This is a genomic window from Polyangium sorediatum, from assembly GCF_029946465.1.
GTDB lineage: Bacteria > Myxococcota_A > Polyangia > Polyangiales > Polyangiaceae > Polyangium > Polyangium fumosum.
The window spans coordinates 78,558-100,052 of the sequence record NZ_JARZHI010000016.1 but is presented as its reverse complement, the minus strand read 5'-3'; the positions used below and the strand labels follow the sequence as shown (position 1 = coordinate 100,052).

The following is a 21,495-nucleotide window of genomic DNA, read 5'->3' as shown; positions in this document are numbered from 1 at the left end:
CTAACTCGCGCCGCCGACAGCGTCGCCGAGCTCCTCGCGCAGGTACTCGCGTAGCTTCGTGGTCAGCCGCGCTTCGAGCTGCCGCACGCGCTCGCGCGAGATGCCGAACTCATCGCCGAGCTCCTGGAGCGTGAGCGGATCCTCGGCGGCCATGCGTTTGTCGAAGATGATGACGTCCTTGCCCTTCAGCGTCTCGCGGAACTTCGCGAGCCGCTCGCGCACCATCTCGGCCATCTCCTGCGACTCGAACGCGGCATCCGGGCCCGTCGTGTACGAGGGCATGAGATCGATCCGCGACACGGAGCGACCTTCGCTGTCGCCGACGGGCGCGTCGAGCGAAGCCTCGCCGCTCGACAGGCGCCGATCCATGTCGACGACCTCGCTCTCGTCCACGGAGAGCCGCCGCGCGATCTCGCCGGCCGTGGGCTCGATGCCCATCGCCGAGAGCCGCGCCTTCTCCTTGTTCAGGTTGAAGAAGAGCTTGCGCTGGGCCTGCGTCGTCCCGAGCTTCACGAGCCGCCAGTTGTTCAGGATGAACCGGAGGATGTACGCGCGGATCCACCACGCCGCGTACGAGGAGAGCTTCACGCCGCGATACGGATCGTAGCGCTTCACGGCCTGCATCAGGCCGATGTTGCCCTCCTGGATCAGGTCCATGATGTTCTTGTAGGCGCGGCGATACTCGTACGCGAGCTTCACCACGAGCCGGAGATTCGCCGTCACGAGGCGCGCGGCCGTCTTCACGTCCTGCGTCTCGGCGTAGTGCCGCGTGAGCTTCTGCTCGTCCTCGGGCGTGAGCAGCGGATGGCGTTGCACCTCGCGCAGGTAGGCCTGGAGCGGATCGGTGCGCGAGAGCGCGGCGTCGCTCTTCTGCGAGCCCTTGCGCTCCGCGAGGGGCATCTTGCCGAACGAACCCGCATCCGCATCGTCGTCGACGATCTCGAAGTCGGCCTCGACCACCTCGCCGTCCGCGCCCTCCGGCTCGGCCGCGCGATCCTCGTCGTCCCCCGCGCCATCGGCGCCATCGGCCGGCTCGGCGCTCGTGGCGGAGGCTTGGCGTTCGGCTTTCGCCGCGGCGGATGCGTCGCTCCGCTTGCCTCGCTTGGTCGCCCCGCCCGCCGAGGCTTTCGTCGTCTTTTTACCCGGCTCGGTCTTCTTGGTGGCCACCCAGTACCTCTTGCGGGCATTTTCTTAGTACACGTGGGCGGCGGCGCGCCACCTGTGGTTCGCGGCATCGCAGGAACGTGCTAGAGCCCCCCCTGCGTGAGCACTTCCGCGCCGCCTCCGCCCCCGTCCTCGTCCGCGCGCAAGCGCACGCTTCGGCCCTGGTACCTCGTTGCGGCGATGATCCTCGCATGGCTCATCGGCGTACAAGGCCTCTCCGAAGCGTTCGCGACACTCGTGTACCTGCGCGAGGGCAACCTGCCCGACGTCGCGACCTTGACGTCGAACCTGAAGGACGCCGCCGAGCCGATCGAGTCGCTCATGGCCCTGCAGGAAGCCGCGCGTTTGCGGACGCTCGGCGAGATGAGCCACCTCGCCTTCCCGCTCTCCGTGGGCCGCTTCCTGCTCTCCGTGCTCCTCGTCATCGCGAGCGGCATGGCCATGAGCGGCAGGCCCGGGGCGCGCATGCTCGCCATCCAGGCGCTCCTCGCGAACGCCGCGCTCGCGACCGTGACGTTCTGGCTCCTCCGGGACGCGCGGTACGCGTGGGTCGACTCCGTCATGCGCGTCGGTGACGTCTTGCCGGCGCTCCCCTCGACCGCGCCTGCGGATCAACGCGAGGCGTGGCCGCTCCTGCTCGACCGGCGCCTCTGGCTCTGGCTGCCGCGCGCGCGGCTGATCTTGTTCGACGTGGGGGCGCTCGTCCTCGCGACGATCACGCTCACGAGCCCGCGCACGAAGGCGTTTTTCGAAGCGGTCGCGGCCGCGCAAGAGCAGACCGAGGACTCGTGACGCAGCCGCTCGGGCGTGTCCACGTTCTTCCGGACGACCTCGCCAACCAGATCGCCGCCGGCGAGGTCGTCGAGCGCCCCGCGAGCGTGGTGAAGGAGCTCGTCGAGAACGCGCTCGACGCCCGCGCGCGCAGGATCCGCGTCGACATCGAGGGCGGCGGCGTCACGCTCGTGCGCGTCACCGACGACGGCAGCGGCATGGACCGCAAGGACGCCACGCTCGCCGTCCTCCGTCACGCCACGAGCAAGATCGGATCGATCGACGACCTGCGCCGCATCCAGAGCTTCGGCTTCCGCGGCGAGGCGCTTCCCTCGATCGCCAGCGTCAGCCGCTTCTCGCTGCGCACGCGCAAGTCCGAGGACGACGAGGGCACGCTCGTCCGGATCGAGGGCGGGAGCCCCGCGGACGTCGGCCCGTGTGGCGTCGCGGCGGGCACGAGCATCGAGGTGCGCGACCTCTTCTTCAACGTCCCGGCGCGGCGGAAGTTCCTGCGCGCCGTGAGCACGGAGAGCGCGCACGTCACCGAGGTCGTCGAGGCTGCGGCGCTCTGCCGGCCCGACGTCACGCTCGTCCTCGCGCGGGACGGGCGTGTCGCGCGCGAGTGGCTGCGCACGCAGAGCCGCGAAGAGCGCGCGCTCGACGTCTTCGACGACGAGCCCCTCGCGGCGTGCCGGGGCGAGCGCGGCCCGCTCGCGGTCGAAGCCTTCCTCTCGCGTCCCGAGCGAGCGCGCGCGGGCGCGACGCGGCTCCTGTTTTTCGTGAATGGCCGTCCGGTCAAGGACCGCACGCTCGCGCGTATAGTCGCCAATGCCTATGGCAGCGTGCTCGAGCCGGGCCGTTATCCGGTCGGCGTCGTCCACCTCGACCTGCCGCCCGAGCTCGTCGACGTGAACGTGCACCCGCAGAAGGCCGAGGTCCGATTCGCCGACGGCCGCGCGATCCAGGACGCGCTCTACAAGATCATCGCCGCGCCGCTGGCCCGCGCCTTTGGTTTGCCCGCGCCCGGCGCCTCGCCGTGGGCGCATTACCACAAGAATCGCGCGGAAGAGCGCAACCTCCCGCCCGAGCCCGCCACGCCCCCGCCGCCGGCGACGGCATTTTTGCCCGGGCTCTTCGGCAAGGGCCCCGCATCGGCCCCTGCCGATGCTTCCGGCCCTGCCCCCTTCGGCCAGCGAAAACAAAAGCCGGTCGACGAGGCCACGCCGCCGGTCACGACCTGGAATGGCTCGGGGGAGCTGCCGCTGCCGGAGCCTCGGAATGATCCTTCGGGACAAACCATTCCTTCCGCGCCCGAGCCGGACCCGTGGGGCCTCGCCGCAGACACGCCGCCGCCTCCGCCGGTTCCGACCCCGACGCCGCCGCCGATCGCCGCCCCTCCCCGCGCGATGCCGTATCCGACGGCCGAGGAGCGCGCGCAGACGGCCGACCGACCGGGCGCGTTCGGCTCGCTCTCGTTCGTCGCGCAGGTCCGCCGCACGTTCCTCGTCTGCGAGGGGCAAGATGGCCTCTTCGTCCTCGACCAGCACGCGGCAGCCGAGCGCGTCACCTTCGAACGCCTGCGCCGCTCTTACGAAACACGCGCCGTCGCCTCGCAACGGCTCCTGATCCCCGAAATGGTCACGGTCACGGCCGAAGAGGCGGCGATCATCGAGGAAGCGCAGGACGCGATCAGCCGCACGGGCCTCGACGTCTCGTTGCGGGGCATCCGCGACGCGGCGATCACGGCCGTCCCGCAGATCCTCGCCGCTCGCGCGACGCCCGCCGTCCTCTTGCGCGATCTGCTCTCGGAGCTCTCGCGCGTCGGCGAGCGCGCGTTCTCCGGCGCGATCGACCTCGCCCTCGCCACGATGGCCTGCCACGGCTCGATCCGGGCCGGCGACGCCGTCTCCAAGGAAGAAGCCGAGGCGCTCTTCCGCGCGCTCGACGAAGTCGATTTCGCCGGCCATTGCCCGCACGGCCGCCCCGTCGTGATGCGGATCCGGTGGGCCGAGCTCGAACAGAAGGTCGGGCGGCGCTGACCGGCCGGACGAAGAACCAAGCTCTTTCGCGCATGTAGCGCCTGCCCGAATTTTTTCTGTTGTCCCCGGCCGCCCTCCGTCGCCCATGGAGGGGAGGGCAACCGATGACACACGTGATCGCTGCAGGACGGGCCCACGGGTGGGAGGCGGTGGACGACGCGCCTCGGAAGCTCGGCCCGGACGAACGCGCCCAGGAGGCGCTCGCGTGCGGGGATCGCCGCGGCGCGCTCGTCCTTCTCATGCAGGAATACGGCGCCGCCATCCACCGGTATTGCCACAAGGTGCTCCGGAGCCGCCCCCTCGCGGACGACGTGCACCAGCTCGTTTTCATCCAGGCCTTCGAGGACCTCGGCACGTTCTCCGGCTCGAACGGATTCCGGCCGTGGCTTTATGCCATCGCGAACCACCGATGCCTCGACGCCTTGAAGGCGAACCGCAGGTGGTTCGCGCGCTTCGTCTTCGGCGAAGAGCCGCCCGAAGAAATGGACGCGGCGCCGTCGGCCGAGACGCAGGTGGCCGCGCGCGACCTGCCTGAGGCCCTGGAAGCGTGCCTCGGCAAGCTCAAGCCGCACGTGCGCGTCGCCGTCGTGCTCCGGTATCAGGAAGGTTTTTCGTACGAGGAGATGGCGCGTATCTGCCGCGAGAGACCCGCCACGCTCCAGGCGCGCGTTGCGCGCGCCATGCCCTTGCTCCGTCAATGCCTCGAAAACAAAGGGGTCGATCCGCGATGAACACCATGGCCATGTGCGACCGCTTCGAGCGTGACGGAATCCTCCAGATCGAGCGGGGACAGCCCCTCGACCCGCATTTCATCGATTGCGCCGCCTGCGCGACCGCGCAGCGCAAATACGAGCGTATCCTCGCGGCGTTGCCCCACGCCGAGCCCGAGGTGCAGCCGCCGATCGGGTGGCAGGCGCGCGTGCTCCGCGCGAGCGATACGAATGCGGAGCCTGCCCCGCGAAAGGCGCCCGCGTCGCGCCCCCTCGCGCCGGAGATCGCCATTTCCTTCGGCGTCGCGGCGCTGCTCCTTGCGGGTGGCCTCGGCGTGGGCCGCCGCGATGTGGCCGTGGACGTGACGGGCGAGCCTGTCGTCGAGCCGAGGGTCACGGTCCTCGAAAACGAGCCGGACACCCTTTTGCCCACGCCCGAGCCCCTCGCGCTCGCCGTACCGACCGGAGACGAGAGCGAAAACGCGGAGCCCCTGCGCGCCCCGAGGCCCGTCGCGCCCGCGCCTCCCAGGGCGCCGTCGCGGCAGGACGAGCCCGCGCCGCCGCCGGCGCCCGAGACCCGCGCCGAGTCCGAGGCGCGCAACGAGGCAAAGGCGCCCGCTCCGGAGCCCGCGACGAACGCCGAGCCGGTCCAGACGCCGAGCCGTGCGCGCAGCTATGCCCCGAAGATCGTTCGTCCTGCCAAGCTCTACGGGTTCGATTTGAAGTACCCGCGCATGGCTGCGTATGAACGTGTCCAGGGTGAGGTCAGCGTCCAGTGCACGATCCGCGCGGACGGCAGGAACACGAATTGCAGAATTCTGCGGGGCCTGCCTTTCCTGGACGAGCCGATCCTCCAGGCCTTGAGCGCGAGCCGGTCCGATCCGATCACGGTCGACGGTCGGCCCGTCGACAACAGCGATCACATCTGGCGCATCTCGATCACCCTGCGCGAAGGGAACGACCAACCGGCGACGGCCCGCGGCGTGCCCCTCGTGCGCTGGAAGAACGGGATTTGACGCCGCCGCTCTGACGCCGCTAACGCCGGTTTGGCACGAGGAACCCTTGTGCGTCGATCGAGACGGCGCGCTCCTTCAAGAGGTGCCCCACGGCCCGCTTGAAGGCCTTCTTGCTGAGCTGAAAAAGGGACCGAATCTGGTCCGGGCTCGACCGATCGCCCACGCGCGGCGCACCGGGGCGCCCGAGCACCGCGAGCACGCACGCCGCGTCGTTCTCGATTTCCTCGTGCGCATGTCCCCGCAACGAGAGCTCGAGCTTCCCATCGGGGAGGATGTTCGCCACGCGAAAACGCGCCGCCTCCCCGCGAGAAAGCCCGTGCGGCTCGTACGCCGGGACCAATCCGACGACCCGCCGTTCCAGAATGACGAACAGGCCGATGTCAGGATCGTTCCGCCACGCCTCCCCGTCGATCCATGCGTCGAGATCGTACTCGCCCTGATCGCGCAAGAGCTCGCTCACGCGCATCGTCCCGGCGAGCCGCCCCCGATCGTCGAGAAACAATCCAATCGGATGCCGCTCGCCCACGCGCACGTCGCGCGTCTGCTCGCCGTACGGCACGAGCAGCTCCTTCACCAGGCCCCAATCGAAAAACGCCCCGTACCGATTGACGTCCGTCACCTGCAGGAAGGCGACCTCGTCGAGCGTCACCTTCGGCGTGCGCAACGTCGCGATGGGCCGGTCGTCCGAATCGAGATACACGAAGACGTGGAGCTCGTCCCCTTCCTTCGTGCCCTCGGGGACCTCGCTGCGCGGCAGGAGCAAGACCGGCGCATTCGGGCGCGGATCCGTCGAATCGACGGCGAGGAATACGCCCGGCGGCCCCAGGCGCCGCACGGGCAGGGTCACGAATCGGCCGAGGAGATCGTCGTAAGGCATGCGGGTTGTCGCGAACGGCCTTTACTTGGCCGGCTTCGCCTCCTTCGGGAGCGGCGCCACGGTGCCGAGGTCCCATTCCTCTTGGATCGGCGACTCGTTGTCCTTGAAGGCCAGCACATACGCGAGGCCACCGTCGAACACCTTCTTGACCGTGCAGGCCCCGAAGCGCACGACATCCTCGGTGAGACACGGCGCGCCCACCGCGAGGGGCTTCGAGACATCGATGGGCGTCAGGTTCGACGCCTTGACCTTGTGCACACGCCGCCCCTCGCGCGCCCCGTACCCATTGCCGAACTGCGTCTCGACCGTGACCCAGGCGTCCTCGCCGCTCACCAAGAAGACCTGCGCGGCATACGACGTATCGGTGTCCGGGCCGCCCTCGAAGCGCACCATCGCGTAACTCCCCATGCCGAGCGGCGCCTCGAACGCGAGCACCTCCTCCAGCGGGAGCTTCTCCTTGCGCAGCTTCTTCATGAACCGGAGCGCGCACGTCGCCGATTTCGCGTCCACCGCCTCGATGCGCCCGACCCAGTGGCTTTGCCCGAAGTTGCAAATCGCGAATGCGCCCTTCTTGAGCCCCTTCGGCGGCGCCGCGGGCCGCGCGAGCGCCGCCGGCACCGCGTACTTGTTCCCCCGCTCCTCGTAGACGACCTCGTTCGCGTCGGCCTTCGCGACGGTGACGAGCTTGATCCGGACCGCGCCGAACGAATCCTTCGTCTCCTTGAGGCTGCCCATATTGGGCGCGACGACCCACGCCTTCGGCGTCGTAATGGCCGCGCCGGTCTTCGGCCCATCCCAGAGCGCCCAGCGACGAACCCCATCCGGGCCATCCGCGTCGTGCACGAGGCCCTTGGGCTTCTCGGGCTCGGCCGCGGGCTTGGCCTCGGGTTTGGCCTCGGGCGTAGCGGTCGGCGTCGCCGTCGGAGCGGCCGAAGGAGCGGCGCTCGGCGTGGTCGACGTGGCCGTCGCCGGGTCCGCCGGGGGCGGGTTTTCCGCGGTGGAGCCACCGCATGCGGCGACCGTGAGGACGAGGCTTGCGAGGATCGTAGGAGAAACGAGCTTGCTGTGGGACATGTCGCCCGCGGACCCTAGTCGAGGGCTGCGTGCGTCGCAATGGTCCCCGTGGGGCCGTCCTCGACCTAGTCTTTCGGCCAAACGACCCCGCGCTCGCGCAGATCCTTGACCGTGTCGGAGAGCGTCTCGATCGCGTCCCGGGGCGAAAAGCCGAGCTCCCGCGTCGCCTTCTTCGCGTCGAGGTACCAATAATGCTGGCTCATCTCCGCGCTCACCCGATCGATCGGGCTCTCGGTGTTCATCCGCTTGGCGATCCGCTCCATGATCTCGGCGCCCGCCTGCGCCAGGAGCAAGCTCTTCGGCGCCTTCACGCTCGGGCCCTTCACGCCCGTCACGCGCTCGAGCATCCCGAAGAACGCCTCGAACGTCAGGTTTTTCGCGCCAAGCAGGTATTTTTCGCCCGCCCGGCCCTTCTCCATCGCCGCCACCATCGTCGCCGCGGCGTCGCGCGCGTCCACGAACGAGAGGCCGCCGCTCGGGATCATCGGCACGCGCTTCTCCATGAACTTCACGACGTCGCCGGTCGACGAGCCGAGCACGTCCCCGGGGCCGAGCAGGAGCGAGGGATTGACCGACACGACCTCGAACCCGGGCCCGCTGCGGTCGAGCCCCGCGCGCTCGGCATAGAGCTTCGACCGGTAATACGGCCAGCGCGCGATCACGTCCTGCGGCGCGAGCGCCGTCTCGTCGATGATCTTCGCCTCGCGGCTCACGGCAATCGTGCCGCTCGTGCTCGCCAGGACGACACGCCGCACGCCCGCGGCCCGCGCCGCGTCGAGCGTGATCTTCGTGCCCTCGACGTGCACCCGGAAGAGCGCCTCCGCGTCCTCCGGCCGCCGCGAGACCCGGCCCGCGCAATGGAAGAGCCCTTCGCAGCCCTCGGCCGCGCGCTTGACGCTCTCGGCGTCGAGCACGTCGCCGCGCGCCACGGAAAAACCCTCTTTTCCGGCGAAGCCCGCGGGCTCCTTGCGGCAAAGCGCCACCACCTGGTGACCGCCCGAGAGCAGCACCGAGACGAGGTGACGTCCGAGAAACCCCGTGGCACCCGTGACGAGATAGCGGCTCATACGAGATCGAATACCTTCTGGAAGGTCAAGAGCAGCGAGATGTCGTTCGATTTCACGGCGCCCGACATGAACTCCATCGGGCTCGGCGTGTAGCCCTCACGCACGATCTTGAGGAAGATCTCCGGCGACGTCTTGAGCACGCAATCGGCCGCGGCGCCCTCGGGCTTGCCAATCTTCGCCTCGCACTTGTTCGGCTCGACGCGCAGCGTCCACTTGGCCTCGTTCTCGTTGCCGAGCGTGAAGTAATACGTGACCGGCGCGGTCACGCGGTTCGGGACGAACTTCGTCTCGAGGTCGCGGAACAGGAGCACGAGCGGGTGCTCCTGCTTCGGCGTCGCCTCCTCGATCCGGTCGATGTGCCGGATGTCGAGCACCTTGCCCTCCTTGAGGAGGACCACCGCCTGCCGCGTCAGCTCCGCGACCTTGCGACACGCCACGGTCGTCTTCATGCCGGCCGTGAGGCGCTTTAGCTCACGCACCTCGAGCGGCGGCCCGACGCGCGCCACGAGGTCGCGCTTCTTCAGGAAATTCGCGCCCTTGGGCAGCGCCTCGTAGGTTCCGCCCAGCCAAACCGGCAGGATGTCCACCTCGTGGTGCAGCGCGAGGTGGCCGATCGCCGCGCCAAACTCGTGAATCTGGCCGTCGGTGCTCCGCGTGCCCTCCGGGAAGATCAGGATCGTGTTGCCCTGATCGAGCAGGTCGCCCGCCTGGCGGAGCGCCTGCCGGAGGCCGCCCTTGCGATCGAAGGGCGCGAGGTTCGTCAGGTTCTCGAAATACGCGCGGCGCCATTTCCCCGACTCGAAGAAATAGTCCTGCGCCGCGAGCGAGACGAGCTCGTCGCCGTACGCGCCGAGGGCGTACTTGACGAACCCCATGTCGAGGTGGCTCGCGTGGTTCGAGGCGACGATCGTGTTCCGGTTGTGCGGGATGTAGGCCCTTCCGTAGACCTTGGGGTGCATCACCCGGTCGTAGAAGTTCATCTGGGCCTTCCCGAGGAGCTGCTTGGCCATGTCGGCGAGCGGCTTCGGGAACTTGATCGGCTCGTCCTCGCCTTCGTCGACCTTCGCGAGCTCGACCTCGTGCGCCGCCTCGCCGCCGATCTCGACGACGAGCGCCTCCACGTCGCCCACGGTGTCGCAACGCGAGAGCCGGTCGGTGTCGATCGCCCGGCCCGTCTGCGCTTCGAGCGCCGCCGCGAGCTCCATCGCCATGAGCGAGTCGAACCGGAGATCGCCCCGGAGGTTCATCCCCGGCGTGAGATCGGCCGACTTTTTGTTCGCGATCGTAGCGATCGCGTGGCGCGCCGACGCGCTCGTCGCCTGCCCCGCGCCCTCGCCCGCGGGCATGGCCGACGCGCTCGCGAGCTTCGCGAGCACGCTCTTCACCTCGCTGCGCTTGACCTTGCGGGTCGCGGTGCGCGGCAGGTCGTGATCCCACAGGTGCACGACCGACGGCTGCGCGACCTTCGGCAACTTCTGGAACGCCTCGCGCAACGCCTTCATCGCGCGCTCGTGGCGCTCCGCGCGGGAAGGACGCTTCTCGCCTTCCACGGGCTCGCCCTCGTCCCGCTCGGGCACGGCGAGGCACGCGACGCGCTCGCCGCCCTGCCCGTCATCGATGCCCACGATCGCGATCTCGCGGACGTGCGGGGTGCCGCCGAGGAGATTCTCGACGTCGTCCGGGTACACGTTCTCGCCGCTCGCCGTGACGATGACGTCCTTCTTGCGGCCGACGATGACGAGGCGGCCCTTCTTGTCGAGCTTGCCGAGATCGCCCGTGTGCAGCCACCCGGCTTCGTCGATCGCGGCGCTCGTCGCCTCCTCGTTGCCCGCGTACCCGAGCATCACGTTCGGGCCGCGCGCGAGCACCTCGCCGACGCCGCCCGCGTCGGGTTTGTCGATCTTGATCTCGACGTTCGGGATGGGCTTTCCGACCGTGCCCGGGCGCAGGCCCGGCGCGGCCTTGGCCACGGTGAGCACGGGCGCCGCCTCGGTCAAACCGTAGCCCTCGCTGAGCGGCAAACCGAGGCCCCGGAAGACGTTCGCCGTGTCCTTGGGCAACGCCGCGCCGCCCGAGATCAGGAAACGCACGTTGCCGCCGAGCGCCTTGTGCACCGTGCCGAAGAAGAGGCGGCCGAGGTTCAGGCCGGCCTTCTCCCCGAGCAAGCGGTTCAGCTCCAGGGCCCAATCGAAGGCCGCCGCGGCCGCGGGCCCCTGCTCCTTCACGCGCGCGGTCACGCGGCGCTCGAGCATCTGCCAGAGCGCGGGCACGCCGACCATCGCGGTGATGCGTCCCTCCGCGAGGCCCTTCGAGACACGCTCGCCGCTGAGCTCGCCGATGTAGATGATGCGCGTGCCGCGCGAGATCGGGAGGAGCAAGCCACACGTGAACTCGAACGTGTGGTGCAGCGGCAAGACGCTCAGGATGCGGTCGTGCTGGGCGAGCGGGAAGATCGGCGCGAGCGAGGCGAGCAGCGCCGTGAAGTTGTCGTGCGAGAGCATGACGCCCTTCGGATCGCCCGTCGTGCCGCTCGTGTAGATGATGCTCGCGATGTGCTCGCCCTTGATCGTGACCTCGGGCGGGGGCAGTTGTTCGTGTACATCGGGGTCCGCGAAGCTCGGGAGATCGTAGACGCGGAGCTCGGGGAACGAGGCGCGCGCGCCCTTGCCGCCCTTGCCCTCGACGAACGGATCCCAGAGCGCGATGCGCGCCCCCGAGGAGCGGAGGATGTTCGCGAGCTGGCGCTCCTCCAGCGCAGGATCCACGGGCACCGCGACCGCGCCGGCGCGCAGGATGCCGAAGTACGCGACGGGCCACGCAGGCTGGTTCTCGCCCGCGAGCAGCACGCGATCCCCCGGCTGAACCCCGACCGCCGCGAGGCGCGCGGCCGTGGCGAGCATGCCGTCCCGGAACTCGCGGAACGTGGTGCGCGTGAGGCCCTCGTCCGTGAGGAGCTGCAGCGCGACGGCGTGGTCGTGCCGCTCGGCCATCTCCTCGATCAGGTCGATGAGCTGGTCGTATTTGCGCAGGGCCTTGAGCTGCTTGTTCTGCTTCTCGTCGATGAGCGGGAAGACCCACTTTTCGAGGCCCGGGATGTGGATGTCCCACATGAACCAGCGCCAATCGAGCTTCTCGGGCTCCCAGTAGAACTTCGCGCGCTCGTCCTCGGGCATGCGCGCCATCGCCGCGCGCGTGTTCGCGCAGGAGAACACCCAGTCCGCCTCCGCGACGAACGGGAGGAAGATGTCCATCACGCCGGCCATCTTCTCCTCGGCCTTCGCCGCGCTGAGGAGCATGTCCGACGCAGGCTTGAGCAGCGGCCGCACCGGCCCGCCCGCGAGCTTGCCGAGCACGCCGCCGAGCGTGTTCATCGCCTTCGCGATCTGGTGCGAGCCGTGCTGCTCGTATTGCTTCTTCGTGAGGCCGACGGGCTCGAAGTACGCCTTGACCCAGTCGAAGAGCGCGCTCCGCTTGCCCTCGTACGCGAGCTTGCGCTTGTAGAGGCCCATGAGCTCGTAGTACCGCGTCATGCGGCAGCCGTTCGTGTCCGTCGTGCCGTACTGGTACACGGCCGGCGCCTTGCCTTCGAGCAGCTCGCAGAGCGAGGCGATCATGCCGCTCGTGACCATGTCGCAGGGGATGATGTCGAGGTGGACCCGGTGGTCGCCGGGGATCTGCACCTGGCCCTGCATGGCCATGTAGATGAACGGCGCGCTCGTGTTGATGCCCTCGTTCCAGCCGGGGAACGGATAGACGCACGAGGACTCGATGACGGCCGGACGCACGATCGTGTACGGCACGCCGCTCGCCGCGAGGACCTGCTCGCCGATGCTCTTCGTGTACGTGTAGATGTTCGTCCAGCCCCAGAAATGCGCGCGCTCGGTGCCGGCGTCGGTGAGCTGGTTCTCGATGAAGCGGCGCTTCACCTTCGCGAGCTCGGCGTCGAGCGCCGTGCCGCGGCAAGGCTCGCCGCGGGCCTGGAGGTTCTCCTTGGCCTCGTCGAGGAACGCGCTCTGCCGGAACGCGTCCTCGCAGCGGTGGCGCGCCTGCTTAATGAGGTCGAGGCACTCGTCGATCTCGCGCTGCGGATCCCAGTGCGAGCGTTCGAGCGTGCGCTCGGCGATCCCCGCGCCGAACCAGGTCTCGCCCTCGGCGCGCGGGAAAGGCACCTCGCGCGGGTCGACCTCCTCGATGAGGCCGGAGCGGTAGCCGGCGACGTAACACGTGCTCGTGTGCAGGACGGGCGCCCCGAGGCGGCGGGCGAGCGAGACGAGGTTCGTCACGCCGAACGCGTTGACCTCCAGCGCCTCGTCGAGCGGCGGGTTGAAGTCGACGACGCCCGCGACGTTGACGACCGCGTCGATCGTGCCGTCGATGCGCGCGAGCAGGTCCTTGTCGAGACCGCACTCGTGGTGGACGATGTCGCCCGCGATCGCCGTGATCTTCTGGGCCACCCAGGCCTCGAACTCGGCGCCCGGGTGCGCTTCGCGGATCGGGTCGAACGAGGCGGAGGTCGCGATCTGCGACCAGAACCGCTCCTCGGCGGTCTGGCCCGCCTTGGGCCGGACGAGCAGGTAGAGATGGCCGATCTCGGGGAACCGATGCAGCAGCATCGAGACCCAGACCTTGCCGAGGAAGCCCGTCCCGCCGACGACCACCAGCCGCTTGCCGGAGAGGACACGCGAAGGGAGCAGCGGGGTGCTCTGTGCAGCTCCGTTCACCGCTTGGGGGCTATGCCCGGCGGTGCCGGGCTGCGCCGCCCCCAAACCCCCAGTCGTCTCCGTCTCGCTCATGGAATTCGCCTCGTTTCCCCCCCGTGAGAGGGAGAGGATTTCGGGTCCCGCGCCGATCAAGTCAAGCTCGACGTGGCGCGAAGATCGATTCGCACTCGATTCGCACCACGTTCACGGCTTCCGGATGCCGAGCACGTGAAATAGAAATGTGTAGACGTCCACGGCTTCGAGCACCGCGTGGTCGAGCGGCGTGCCGACGCCGCGGCCCGTGTCGCCGCTCGAACGCAGGAGGATCGGCGCCTTCGCGCTCGTCGCCGCGAGCAGGCGCGCGGCCATCTTGCGGGCGTGCGAAGGATCGCCGCGCGGGTCGTTTTCACCGGTGAGCAGGAGCGTCGCGGGGTAGGGCTTGCCGTCCTCGACGCGGTGGTACGGCGAGTAGCCGTAGAGCGCCTTGAACTGCTTCTCGTCGGCGATCGAGCCGTACTCGGGGACGTCGTACGCGCCGTTCGGCGTGCCTTCGAGCCGGAGCATGTCGTAGATGCCGCCGCGCGCGACGATGGCGCGGAACATGTCGGGCCGCTGCGTGAGCGCCGCGCCCATGAGCAAGGGCGACTGCGGCGCGCCGAGGAGCGCGAGCTTGTCGCTCTTCGTCACTTTGAGCTCGAACAATCGCTCGGCGCAGGCGAAGAAATCGTCGAACACGGTCTGCTTCTGCGTGAGCATGCCGGCCTTGTGCCAGCCGTCGCCGCCCTCGCCGCCGCCGCGCAGGTTCGCGACCGCGACGATCCCGCCGACGTCGAGCCAGGCGCGCCGCGTGGGGTCGTAGTCCGGCGAGACGACCACACCGAAGCCGCCCTGCCCCGTGAGGATCGTGGGGTTCTGCCCGTCGAACTTCGCGTCCTTGCGGCGCAGGATGCTGAGCGGGATCTTCGTGCCGTCCTTCGAGGTGCACGTCTCGCGCACCACGGTCGCGTCGCCGAAATCGGCCGTCGCGGGCTGGGCCATCGCGGTCTTCTCGACCTTGCCGCTCGACGCGCGGAAGCGATACCAGGCCGAGGCCTCGGTGAAGCTCTCGTTCTCGAAGTAGAGGTCGTCCTCCTGGAGCAGCACGACCTCGTGCACCGCGGAGACGGGCAAGGTCGGGACGACGCCGCCGGGCTTGCCCTTGAGGTCGAACCAGCGCATCTCGGAGGGCCCGCCCGCGCTGCTGCGCACGTAGATGCGCTGGAGCGTGGGGAGCACGTCGAGCAGGACCGACTCGCCCTCGGGCACGACGACCGTGGCCTTCGCGAGCTGCGGCTTCCACGCCGAGGTGCGCAGGAGCTTGCCGCGCGGCGCGTCCTTCTTCGAGATGATGTAGAGGTCGCCGTCGGGCCCCGCGACCGTGCGCTCGACCTCGTCGGCGGCGTCCGCGACCTTGGAAAAACCCCCGCCCTGGCGGAAGACGTGGTGCTCTTTCGGCCCGCCGTAGCCGCTCTCGATGCGCGCCGTGACGAATTTGCCGTCGCCGCTCGTCTCGAGGTCGATCTGCGCGAGGCGCGGCAGCTTGTCGATGGCCGGCGCGTCGTCCTTCACGGGCGTGTAGAGCTTGTGGAAATAGACCTTCTGGAAAAACCCGCGATCCTCGGGTTTGCCCTCGCCCTCCGCGGGATACCGCGTATAGAAAAATCCGGTGCCGCCCGCATTCCAGGCAATGCTCTTGCCCTTGTAACGGCCGGCGCCCTGCGGGACGACCTCGGCGATCTCGCGGCCCGAGCCCACGTCGAAGACGCGGATCGAGCCGCCTGCGCGGTCGCCCTTCGAGAGCGAGACCGCGACCTTCCCGCCGTCGGGCGAGGCGACGTAATAATCGATCGAGGTATTGCCCGAAGGATCGACCGTGTTCGGATCGAGGAGGACCTTCTCGGCGTTCGGCTTGTCGACGGGCGTGAGCGTGACCAGGAACGGCTGCTGCTTCGGCGGGCGCCAGCGCATCGAAAAGAGGACGCCGCCCTTGTGCTGGAACGCGTAAAACGCGGGCGTGCCGTATTCGACGAACTTGCGCACGCTCGTGTAGAGCGCCTGACGGCCGGGGAGGATGTCCAGGAAGGCCCGCGTCCGCCGGTTGTGGTCGCCGACCCAGCTCTTGACGTCGGAGCTCGTGCCGTCTTCGAGCCACTGGTAATCGTCGGCGACGCTCTCGCCGTGGTATTCCTTGAACACGGCCTTTTTGGGCGTGGGCGGGGGCGCGTCGAGCTCGGGTCCCGGCGCCTCGACGGACGCTGAGGCCGACGGGGACGGGCCTGCCTTATCCTTCGGGCCGGTGACCGGCGAGGTGCCGGGGCAGGCGAGGAGGAGGAGCGCGAGGGGCGCGAGCGCCGCGAACGAACGGACCAAGGTCATGTCGGGGCGGAGGTTACGACGATCCGGACGATCTGTCAGGTCCGGATGTCGCCCCGCACGCGACACACCCCTGGGCGCGGAGCCACGCCCGTGCGCTCGGCTCGTCGTCGAAAAAGCCAAGGTCGAACCCGCTCCGCACGAGCACGCGCGCGGCGGTCGCGACGAGCTGCGCGAGCACGCGGGCGCCGAAGCTCGCGCCGACCACGGCGTCGACGAGGCGAGGCACGCCGCGCATCGTCGCGATGAACGTCTTCCGGCTCGTCGCGTTCATCGCGATCTCGCCCTCGACGATGCTGAGAATGAAGCCGGTCCCCCCCACGGCATGCGACTTCATGGCCGTGCCGAAGGCCTCCGCATCCGCGGGAAAGATCTCACCGCGGATACGAAGAACCACGAGATCCGGCTTTTCTATATCGATGTCGTGCGCCCCCGCCCTCACGACGCCCTCAGCCTCTCGCCCGGTGTGGCACCCGGACGCCCTTTTCCTCGGCGACGTGCAGCGCCGTCTCGTACCCCGCGTCCGCGTGGCGAATCACGCCCATTCCAGGGTCGATCGTCAATACTCGTTCGAGCCGCCGCGCCGCCGCGTCCGTTCCATCCGCGACGATGACCATGCCCGCGTGCAGCGAATTGCCGATGCCCACGCCGCCGCCGTGGTGGAAGCTCACCCAGGACGCGCCGCCCGCCGTCGTCGCCAGCGCGTTCAGGATCGCCCAGTCCGCAATCGCGTCCGAGCCGTCCTTCATGGCCTCCGTCTCGCGGAACGGGCTCGCCACCGACCCGCAATCGAGGTGGTCGCGGCCGATCACGATCGGCGCCTTCACTTTGCCCTGACGAACCAGCTCGTTGAACGCGAGGCCGACCTTGGCGCGATCACCATACCCGAGCCAGCAGATGCGCGCGGGCAAACCCTGGAACTTGACGCGCTCCTGGGCGAGCTTGATCCACCGCGCGAGGTCGGGATCGTTCGGCACGGCTTCGAGCACCGCGCGGTCCGTGACCAGGATGTCCTCCGGATCCCCCGAGAGCGCGACCCAGCGGAACGGGCCCTTGCCCTGGCAAAAGAGCTCACGGATGTACGCGGGCACGAAGCCCGGGATGTCGAAGGCGCGCTCGCAGCCGGCCTCCTGCGCGCACGTGCGGATGTTGTTGCCGTAGTCGAAGACCTCCGACCCGCATTGCGCCATCTCCAGCATGGCCTCGACTTCGATCCGCATGGAGCGCTTCGCCCGCGTCACGTACTCCTTCGGGTTCGAGGCCCGGAGCGCGGCCGCCTCCGCGAGCGAGAGGCCGTCGGGGATGTAGCCGATCAGCGGATCGTGCGCGGCCGTCTGCTCGGTGACGAGGTCCGGCACCACCCCGCGCCGCACGAGCTCGGGGAAGATGTCGGCCGCGTTCGCGCAGATCGCGATCGACGTGGGCTGGTTCTTTTCGACGGCCGCCTCGATCGCGGCGAGCGCCTTGCCGAGGTCGTCGATGCGCTGATCGACGTACTTCGTCTCCAGGCGGCGCTCGATGCGGTGCGGATCGATCTCGACCGCGAGGCAGGACATGCCGGCCATCGTCGCGGCGAGCGGCTGCGCGCCGCCCATGCCGCCGAGCCCCGCCGTGAGCACCCAGCGCCCGCCCTCGCGGCCCGAGCGCGCCTCGTGCGCCTTGCGCGCCGCGACAAACGTCTCGTACGTGCCCTGCAAGATGCCCTGCGTGCCGATGTAGATCCACGAGCCCGCCGTCATCTGGCCGTACATCGTCAGGCCGAGCTGCTCGAGCTTGCGGAACTCGTCCCAGTTCGCCCAGCGGCCGACGAGGTTCGAGTTCGCGATGAGCACGCGCGGCGCGTCCGGATGTGTGCGAAACCGACCCACGGCCTTGCCCGACTGCACGAGGAGCGTCTCGTCGTCCGCGAGATCCCGAAGCTCGCGCGCGAGGACATCGAACGCCTCCCACGAGCGCGCCGCCTTGCCCGTGCCGCCGTACACGACGAGATCGTCCGGCCGCTCTGCGACCTCGGCGTCGAGGTTGTTGTGCAGCATGCGCAGCGCGGCCTCCTGCACCCAGCCCTTGCAAGAAAGGGTGGAACCGCGGGGCGCGCGGACCGGACGGGGACCTGATTGGCGGGTCGACATGCCCCCGCTTTACCACGACAGCCGGAGAATGGGGACCGCTCGGCGCTACGGGATCAAGAGGAGCTTGCCCGTCGTCTCGCGGCCTTCGAGGCGGCGGTGGGCCTCGGCGGCGTCCGCGAGCGGAAGCTCAGCGTGGATGCGGACGGAAAGCGCGCCCTCGACGATCCGCGCGAAGAGCTGCGCGGCGCGGGAAGCGAGCTCCTCGCGCGTGGCCGTATAGTCGTTGAGGCTCGGCCGCGTCAGGAACACCGAACCCGCCGTGGAGAGGCGCGTCGGATCGAAGGGCGGGACCATGCCGCTCGATTGCCCGTAAAGCACGAGCATGCCGCGCCGCTTGAGCGCCAGCAGGCTACGATCGAAGGTGTCTTTGCCGACGGAGTCGTACACGACGTCGACGCCTGCGCCATCCGTGTGACGCCGGGCTTCGGCGGCGAAATCGACCTCGCGGTAAAGGATCACCTCGTCGGCGCCCGCGGCGCGCGCGAGAGCGGCCTTCTCCGCGGTCGAGACGGTGCCGAACACGAATGCGCCCGCGTGATCGGCGAGCTGGCACAAAAGCAGGCCCACGCCGCCCGCGGCCGCGTGCACGATGCACGTATCGCCCGGGCCGAGCGCGTACGTCGAGGTCACGAGGTATTGCGCGGTCATGCCTTGCAGCATCACGGCCGCGGCCGTCTTCGTGTCGACGCCGTCGGGCACGACGACGAGCTTGTCCGCGGGTGCGATCACGTGGCTCGCATAGGAGCCGGGCACGCTCGACCAGGCGACGCGCTGGCCGGGCGCGAGCGACGTGACCTCGGGGCCCACGAGCTCGACCACACCGGCACCTTCGAGGCCGATCCGCCCAGGAAGGGGCATCTTGTAGAGACCGGTGCGCTGATAGACGTCAATGTAGTTCACGCCCGCGGCCTCGACGCGGACGCGCACTTGACCTGGTCCTGGGGTGGGGGTGTCGATCTCGGCGAGGGAGAGAACCTCCCGGCCGCCCGGCGTGGAAACGGCGATGGCGCGCATGCGTTGCAATTCGCCGAGGTGGCCCCGAGCGTCAAGGGCTCGATGGGTGGCCGAGAACGAGCGGCCACATTCCAAAGCCGATCGGATTCTGGTATTGCGGGGGAGCCATGGCCTTCGATCGCCCGACCCCCGTGAGCTTCCATGCCCCGACGGTCCTCGCCGTGGGTCTGCCGCCTGACACCCTCACGCGGGCGGGCGTGGTGCTCGAGCCCTCCGGCGTGGGCCTGCGCGAGTCGAACCTGCTCGATCTGCGCAGCGACTCGGCGCAGTATCGGCCGCTCGTGCTCCTCGTGGACGCCGAGCTCTACGACTTCGACCCCGAGGCATTCGACATGGTGGCGAAGGACGTGGGCGCGAAGCTCGGGGTCGCGGGCAGCCCACGCGAGGCCGAGGTGACGCTCGGGCAGCTCCTCGCCGCCGTCGCCCGGAAGAGCGCGTTCCCGCCACCGCCGCCGAGCAGCGCGGACGCCGCGACCGACAAGTGGGACTTTTCCGAGGTGGTCGCCGCCGTCGCCGCCGCCGAGAGGCGCAAGTAGCCGAACGACAATCGTAGGGTTGGACAAACGACGTTCGTCCGGGCAATTCGATCGGCCCCGACGAACGCGTCGACCTCACTTCTTGTCGCGAAACATCGTCACGAGCAGCACGAGCGTGGGTTTCCCTTCCACCTCGTGCACGACGTGGGCGTCGAGCGGCACGACGACGCCCGGCGACATCGGGAACACCTCCTCGCCCACGCGGAGCTCGCCCTGGCCTTCGAGGCAATGGATGGTGATCGGGTGGATCGCGTGGTGCGCGGCGAGCACCGCGCCCGCGCGCAGCGCGATGAGCACGAGCTTGCGGCGCTCGTCGGCGAGGACGGTGCGGACCTCGCGATCGCCCTCGCCGCGGAGCGCCTCGCCGAGCCGGATCGGGGTGATCGTCATGGCGTGCTCGTCAATGCGACGCCTCGGGCTCGACGAGCTCGACGAGCACGCCGCCCGTCGCGCGCGGGTGCACGAACGCCACCTTGTGCCCGCGCGCGCCGATGCGCGGGGTCTCGTCGATCAGCGGGACGTGGAGCGATTTCAAGAGCGCGAGCGCGGCCTCCAGGCCCTCGACCTCCACGGCGATGTGGTGCAGGCCGGGCCCTCTTTTTTCGAGGAACTTTTGCAGCCCCTCGTTGCCCTTCGGCTCGATGAGCTCGACGTTGCTTTCGCCCACGGGCAGCAGCACGGCTTCGGTTTTCTGCGAGGAGACGAGCTCCCGCACGGTGGGCTCGAGGCCGAGCGCCTGCTGCCACTTCACGAGCGCGTGATCGATGTTGTCGACGGCGATGGCGACGTGATCGATGCGCTTGATCTTGATCATGATGCTCTCCGGGCCGGTGAGTGAATGCAATTCACGTGCGACGCCGCACGAGGAGCGTGCGGGTGATCTCGACGGCCTTCTCGGGCACGCGGCCGGCCGTCTTGCCGAGCTCGGGCGAAAACAGATCCGCGCCGCGCTCGAGCAGGATCCGCGCTGGCGTGTTCTTGAGCCCGATCACGCGCAGGACCACGACCCCCGTGTCCTTGCCGCGCTCTTCCTTGGCGACGACCGACGACGCCGCGTAGAGCGTATCACCGGCGAGCACGCCGCTCGGGTGCGCGCCATCGTCGAGGCCGAGGTCCCACACGGCATTGCCCGCGGTGTCGCGGCTCGACAGCGAGAGCACCCAGGCGAGCACGAGGCCGCCGAAGACGACGCGCGTCTTGGCGAACGAGCTTTTCTGGCAATACCGCTCGTCCACGTGCATCGGATGCGAGTTCCGAAAGAGCGTCGTGAGCTGCATGTGCTCGGCCTCGCTCACGGTGCGTCCGCCCTCGTGCGCGAACACGTCGCCGACCTCGAAATCGTCCCAGAACGTGGGAAATACCGCCCGGCGCGGCGCCGGCAGATCCCCGAGGAGCGCGGCGGGCGCGCGGGGCGTGGCCGACACGGCGGCGCGCTCGTCCACCGGGCTTTGCGGGGCGATCGCGGCCCGCCCGGCGACCTTGCCCACGCGCACGAGCACTTTGCGTTCAAACGAACAGACGACCTCGCCGTCCTGGTTCGAGACCTCGGTGCGCACGTGGACCACGCCTTTGTCGCCGGTCGAGACGGGCCGCGTGCCGATGACCCGCGACGCGGCGACCACGGTATCGCCCGGGTAACAGGCGTTCGGGAAGCGCACGTCCATGTACGCGAGGTGAGCGATCGCCTGCTCGCTCACGTCGTGCACGCTGAAGGAAAGGCCGAGGTTGAGCAGCAAGAGCGGGTGGACGGGCCTGTCGCGGAGGCCGAGCTCCTGCGCCGCGCGCCGGCTCGCGTAGGTCGGCATCGCGTCCTGGAAGGAGGCGGCGAAGAAGGCGAGCATGCCCTCGTCGACCGTCACTTCCCAAGGATGAGCGTAGATCGACCCGGGAACGAAATCGTCGAAGAGCCTACCGTAGCGGATCGTGTGGAGCATTCGGGATCGGAGGAGTGCCGAGGACGAAGCGGGGGCGAGCATGGCATGAGTT

At 69.3% G+C, this 21,495-nt stretch carries 17 protein-coding genes; 5 read left to right on the top strand and 12 right to left on the bottom strand.

Annotation, left to right across the window (positions count from 1 at the left end; all coding sequences use genetic code 11):
* Window positions 1-1,167: an RNA polymerase factor sigma-32 gene (locus QHF89_RS19770; protein ID WP_136966411.1), complete on the bottom strand. Its 1,167-nt coding sequence runs from the start codon at window positions 1,165-1,167 to the stop codon at window positions 1-3.
* Between the two features lie 96 nt (window positions 1,168-1,263).
* Between QHF89_RS19770 and QHF89_RS19765 the strand changes: the two genes are divergently transcribed.
* The 4 genes from QHF89_RS19765 to QHF89_RS19750 all read left to right on the top strand — a co-directional run bounded on the left by QHF89_RS19765 (window position 1,264) and on the right by QHF89_RS19750 (window position 5,700).
* On the top strand, window positions 1,264-1,956 hold the full coding sequence (locus QHF89_RS19765) for a hypothetical protein (protein ID WP_136966412.1): 693 nt from the start codon (window positions 1,264-1,266) through the stop codon (window positions 1,954-1,956).
* The gene (gene mutL, locus QHF89_RS19760) at window positions 1,953-3,974 is read left to right on the top strand and encodes a DNA mismatch repair endonuclease MutL (RefSeq protein ID WP_136966413.1); all 2,022 of its coding nucleotides are present in this window, start codon (window positions 1,953-1,955) and stop codon (window positions 3,972-3,974) included. The genes QHF89_RS19765 and mutL overlap by 4 nt, the downstream gene beginning before the upstream one ends.
* Window positions 3,975-4,078: 104 nt before the next feature.
* Window positions 4,079-4,705 carry an RNA polymerase sigma factor gene (locus QHF89_RS19755; protein WP_136966414.1) on the top strand — a complete coding sequence of 209 codons (627 nt, stop codon included), beginning with the start codon at window positions 4,079-4,081 and terminating at the stop codon, window positions 4,703-4,705.
* Window positions 4,702-5,700 carry an energy transducer TonB gene (locus QHF89_RS19750; protein ID WP_136966415.1) on the top strand — a complete coding sequence of 333 codons (999 nt, stop codon included), beginning with the start codon at window positions 4,702-4,704 and terminating at the stop codon, window positions 5,698-5,700. The genes QHF89_RS19755 and QHF89_RS19750 overlap by 4 nt, the downstream gene beginning before the upstream one ends.
* Window positions 5,701-5,719: 19 nt before the next feature.
* Here the strand turns inward: QHF89_RS19750 and QHF89_RS19745 are convergent, their stop codons facing one another.
* The 8 genes from QHF89_RS19745 to QHF89_RS19710 form a co-directional block, all read right to left on the bottom strand.
* Window positions 5,720-6,577 carry a CvfB family protein gene (locus tag QHF89_RS19745; RefSeq protein ID WP_136966416.1) on the bottom strand — a complete coding sequence of 286 codons (858 nt, stop codon included), beginning with the start codon at window positions 6,575-6,577 and terminating at the stop codon, window positions 5,720-5,722.
* A 21-nt stretch (window positions 6,578-6,598) separates the two neighbouring features.
* Window positions 6,599-7,651: a hypothetical protein gene (locus QHF89_RS19740; protein WP_136966417.1), complete on the bottom strand. Its 1,053-nt coding sequence runs from the start codon at window positions 7,649-7,651 to the stop codon at window positions 6,599-6,601.
* 65 nt (window positions 7,652-7,716) lie between these two features.
* Window positions 7,717-8,718 carry an NAD-dependent epimerase/dehydratase family protein gene (locus tag QHF89_RS19735; RefSeq protein ID WP_136966418.1) on the bottom strand — a complete coding sequence of 334 codons (1,002 nt, stop codon included), beginning with the start codon at window positions 8,716-8,718 and terminating at the stop codon, window positions 7,717-7,719.
* Window positions 8,715-13,511 carry an AMP-binding protein gene (locus QHF89_RS19730; protein ID WP_136966419.1) on the bottom strand — a complete coding sequence of 1,599 codons (4,797 nt, stop codon included), beginning with the start codon at window positions 13,509-13,511 and terminating at the stop codon, window positions 8,715-8,717. Before QHF89_RS19730 ends, QHF89_RS19735 begins: the two co-directional genes overlap by 4 nt.
* Before the next feature lie 111 nt (window positions 13,512-13,622).
* Complete coding sequence (locus QHF89_RS19725; protein ID WP_136966420.1) at window positions 13,623-15,833, bottom strand: prolyl oligopeptidase family serine peptidase; 2,211 nt, start codon at window positions 15,831-15,833, stop codon at window positions 13,623-13,625.
* A gap of 13 nt (window positions 15,834-15,846) precedes the next feature.
* On the bottom strand, window positions 15,847-16,272 hold the full coding sequence (locus QHF89_RS19720; protein ID WP_136966421.1) for a SpoIIAA family protein: 426 nt from the start codon (window positions 16,270-16,272) through the stop codon (window positions 15,847-15,849).
* Between the two features lie 7 nt (window positions 16,273-16,279).
* Window positions 16,280-17,959: a urocanate hydratase gene (gene hutU, locus QHF89_RS19715; protein ID WP_136927096.1), complete on the bottom strand. Its 1,680-nt coding sequence runs from the start codon at window positions 17,957-17,959 to the stop codon at window positions 16,280-16,282.
* 45 nt (window positions 17,960-18,004) lie between these two features.
* A complete protein-coding gene (locus tag QHF89_RS19710) occupies window positions 18,005-18,973 on the bottom strand; it encodes a quinone oxidoreductase family protein (RefSeq protein ID WP_136966422.1) in 969 nt (322 codons plus the stop codon).
* Window positions 18,974-19,080: 107 nt separating this feature from the next.
* Between QHF89_RS19710 and QHF89_RS19705 the strand changes: the two genes are divergently transcribed.
* Window positions 19,081-19,509 (top strand): hypothetical protein, encoded by a 429-nt coding sequence (locus QHF89_RS19705; protein ID WP_136927094.1) that lies wholly within the window; start codon window positions 19,081-19,083, stop codon window positions 19,507-19,509.
* Window positions 19,510-19,584: 75 nt separating this feature from the next.
* Here the strand turns inward: QHF89_RS19705 and QHF89_RS19700 are convergent, their stop codons facing one another.
* From QHF89_RS19700 to QHF89_RS19690, 3 genes are read right to left on the bottom strand one after another with little or no spacing between them, the layout of a single operon-like run.
* Window positions 19,585-19,899, bottom strand: a complete 315-nt coding sequence (locus QHF89_RS19700; RefSeq protein WP_136966423.1) for a cupin domain-containing protein — start codon at window positions 19,897-19,899, stop codon at window positions 19,585-19,587.
* 10 nt (window positions 19,900-19,909) lie between these two features.
* On the bottom strand, window positions 19,910-20,323 hold the full coding sequence (mce, locus tag QHF89_RS19695) for a methylmalonyl-CoA epimerase (protein ID WP_284720707.1): 414 nt from the start codon (window positions 20,321-20,323) through the stop codon (window positions 19,910-19,912).
* Between the two features lie 31 nt (window positions 20,324-20,354).
* Window positions 20,355-21,443, bottom strand: coding sequence for a MaoC family dehydratase (locus QHF89_RS19690; RefSeq protein WP_284720706.1), 1,089 nt, complete (start codon window positions 21,441-21,443; stop codon window positions 20,355-20,357).
* Window positions 21,444-21,495 lie beyond the last annotated feature (52 nt).